General features: G+C 66.6%; 2 protein-coding genes and 2 pseudogenes. 1 reads left to right on the top strand and 3 read right to left on the bottom strand.

What is annotated here, in order from left to right; genetic code table 11:
- A pseudogene (locus ABDV69_RS20860) lies at nt 1–173 on the top strand (recombinase family protein); the annotation flags it as partial.
- Between the two features lie 214 nt (nt 174–387).
- On the opposite strand, the gene ABDV69_RS20855 reads toward ABDV69_RS20860, so the two are convergent.
- From ABDV69_RS20855 to ABDV69_RS20845, 3 genes and pseudogenes are all read right to left on the bottom strand, one after another.
- Nucleotides 388–561, bottom strand: a complete 174-nt coding sequence (locus tag ABDV69_RS20855; RefSeq protein WP_343577699.1) for a hypothetical protein — start codon at nt 559–561, stop codon at nt 388–390.
- Nucleotides 561–2,111, bottom strand: coding sequence for a replication initiator (locus ABDV69_RS20850; protein ID WP_343577700.1), 1,551 nt, complete (start codon nt 2,109–2,111; stop codon nt 561–563). Before ABDV69_RS20850 ends, ABDV69_RS20855 begins: the two co-directional genes overlap by 1 nt.
- Nucleotides 2,112–2,137: 26 nt before the next feature.
- Nucleotides 2,138–2,821, bottom strand: a pseudogene (locus ABDV69_RS20845) (cell division protein FtsK); the annotation flags it as partial.

The raw sequence follows: 2,821 nt of genomic DNA, 5'->3' as shown, positions 1-2,821 counted from the left end.
TCTATGAGTTGGCCGGCACCGGCGGGGCGTTGCGCGGCCAGTGGCCCGACCTCGACGTGGAACGCCAACGCAGCATCGTCAAATCGATCCTGGATCACGCGGTGATCGCCCCCGGCACTCCCGGTTCCCGCAGTCTCGACATTAACCGCGTCCAACCCCATTGGCGCATCTAGCGTTTCGGTATCGCCGACATTCCCTGGCGAGTGCCGAGTGTGGGTCTGGCCCGGTGAGCTGTCAAGGCCGGGCCGCACGCGGTCGAAGCGCGCTTCGAGCCCTGACAGCCCACCAGCCCAGACACCAGAAATGCTCTAATCGCCGGGGAAAAGTTGCGGTGAAGCGACTTTCGTCGCCTATCCTATCCGGTTGGCCGGTTACGGTACGGCGTGCTTAGCGCAGTAGGGTGGCGATGGCAGCAAGGGTGCTGGGGTCGGTGACCGTGACGGGGAGGGCTTGACGTTCACATGAGGCGATCAGCCACGCGGTGAACTCGGGACGCTCATGCAGCAGGACCGCGCCAGCATCGTGGTTGCCGGCGGCGCCGTCCGCGGATGTGGTGGCCATCACCCTGGCGCGCGAGCCGTTGGCGGGACGCGGGTGGGCACAGTCCGGGATTCGGTGATGCCGGTGATCCGGGCGCCGATGTGGCGCAGGGCTGCTGAGATGACCAGGATGCGATCCCCGGCGCTGGCGTGTCCGGCACGGTCGAACTCCCACAACATCTCATCGGTGAATTGTGTATCGTCCTGTTGCCCTGACTGTTTGGCCATCTGATGGCGGGTCCAGGTGGCGCGGGCGGTGCGCAGGGCGCCCATGGTGGTCGAGTAGTGCCGCGATTTGGTGGTGATATGGCCGCGGTAGCCCAGGGTGTGCAGCCAGCGCCCGATCCCCGCCAACGACGACCCTGTCTCCGCTGTGTGTTCGGCGAGTTGGGCGATGGTGGACAGGATGGCGCGCACGTGTTCGGTGACGTCGAGGTCGCCGATCGCTTCTGCAGATAGGCGCCGGGCGGTGATACCGAAGTCGTGTAGGGATTTGGTGACGTATTTGGCCAGGTATGCCGCGACCCGGCGCGGCGACAGCCGCGATGCCGACGTGACTGGAGTGTCGCTGATTGCGGCATCGGTTGCAGCTCTTGCAGTTTCGAATGTCAATGGTTGGGTGTCGATCTGGCTGCCGAACCGCAGCGCCCGCACTGCCTGCTGGTCGGGGTCGTCGTCGCCGGTGGCAACGTCGATGCGGACGTGGCGCGCGGCGCGCTGAACCAGGGCGGCCAGCTCGGCGGCGGTGATCGGTGACGACCAGCCAATGTGCTGGTCGACTAACGGACGGCTCTCCCCACCACCCCACCGGGCGGCGGGGCCGTGACGATCGTGGTCACCTGATTTCGTGGTTTCGTCGTCGACTGGTGGTGGGTCGAGGCGGATCAGGGCATGGATATGGGGGATGGCCCGGGCTTGCAGTTCGACGACTTTGACGAAGCTGACCCGCACCGAATCCGCCTTGATCCCAATTGCTTTCAGGTGTGTCGAGACGGCCCGCCGTAGTGCGATGGTGAACCGCCGCCACAGTTCGGGCAGATGCCAGGTGAACAGGACATGCCCGCGGTAGTCATAGCACTGACGACACAACGGCTGACCTACCATAGGGTCGTCGATGCTGTGGGTTATGTTGCACCGCAACTGGTTTCCGTGCAGGCACCGTGTGGCTGAGCTGGTGCCATTGCGGGTGTGGCAGGGTGTGCCGGTGGCGTTGTGCACGGCCCCGTAACTCGGTGCGGTCAGCGTGGCGAACACTTGCGGTCGGGCCGCGACCTCAACGGGTATGTCGTGGTGGCCGCCGGCGGCTCCGGCGTGCACGAGTTGCCAGGTGTCTCGGGCGTAGAGGTCTGAGCATGACGGGCACACTGCAGCGCGGCGGTTGTTGCAGCGTGTCCATACGGTGTGCCGGCGCCCGACCGTGTCAGCACCGGACAGCTGGATCGGGTAGGCGCAAAACCCGACCGATTCGGCGCGATGCCACCATGACCCGAAACCCGCCGACGATGCGCGGCGCAGCATCTGGGCGATCACCGGCCCGGCATCCACAGTGCTGGGCAGCCCCGGCAACACCATCGCCGGGCTGTCCGGTGCGACGGTGCTCACCGCTGCCCCTGACAGTCTGGCCGGTCCGGGCGGTCCGTTCCGTTTCCCGCGGTGCCCGGTGTGTGGGGGTGGGGCGCGGGAAAGGTTCGGGCCAGGGCGGTGATGTCGCGGTCGGTGACGTGAAACGCCCGCACCCGTACCGGGTCGGCGGTGCCGTCGATCATCACGTACCCGACACCGGGTGTGGCATCAGCGATGAGGTCGCATTCGGCGCCGGCATCGCGGGCTCCTTGGCCCAAGACCATCGCGGTCTGGGTGGCTTCGGTCATGCGCAGCCCGATCCGCACGGTGAACAGCTGCCGCACCGGCAGGGTGTCTTTGGCGGGGTCTTGCACCGCGGCCACCACCGATATGCCGACCGCGCGGCCCTGAGAAAGCAGCAGCCCGAGGAGTTGTTCGATTTCGGTACGCAGTTTGCGGTCGGCGAGATACGCGGTCAGGGCGGCGATCTCGTCGATAACCACCACGATCAACGGTTCGGCCGGGGTAGGGGTGTGCAGGCGGGTATGCCCGCGCAGCCGGTTGGCCCGCGCCTGCATCAGCTCGACCAGCTGACGCAGCAGTGCGACGGTGGGTTCGCCGGTGTGGTGGCAGAACACCGAAAACATCGGTGCGCCGGCGCCGAGTTCCATGCCGCCTTTGGGGTCGATCACGCATAACCGCACCCGCCCGGTCGTGAC

The organism is Mycobacterium sp. (assembly GCF_039583785.1).
In the GTDB taxonomy this organism is placed as follows: domain Bacteria; phylum Actinomycetota; class Actinomycetes; order Mycobacteriales; family Mycobacteriaceae; genus Mycobacterium.
The sequence above is the reverse complement of the archived record's forward strand: the minus strand, read 5'-3'. Positions and strand labels throughout refer to the sequence as shown.

Coding starts and splice junctions, on each gene's coding strand:
- ABDV69_RS20855 (WP_343577699.1), bottom strand. CDS start 561: ATGGCCACCACATCCGCGGACGGCGCCGCCGGCAACCACGATGCTGGC.
- ABDV69_RS20850 (WP_343577700.1), bottom strand. CDS start 2,111: ATGGTGTTGCCGGGGCTGCCCAGCACTGTGGATGCCGGGCCGGTGATC.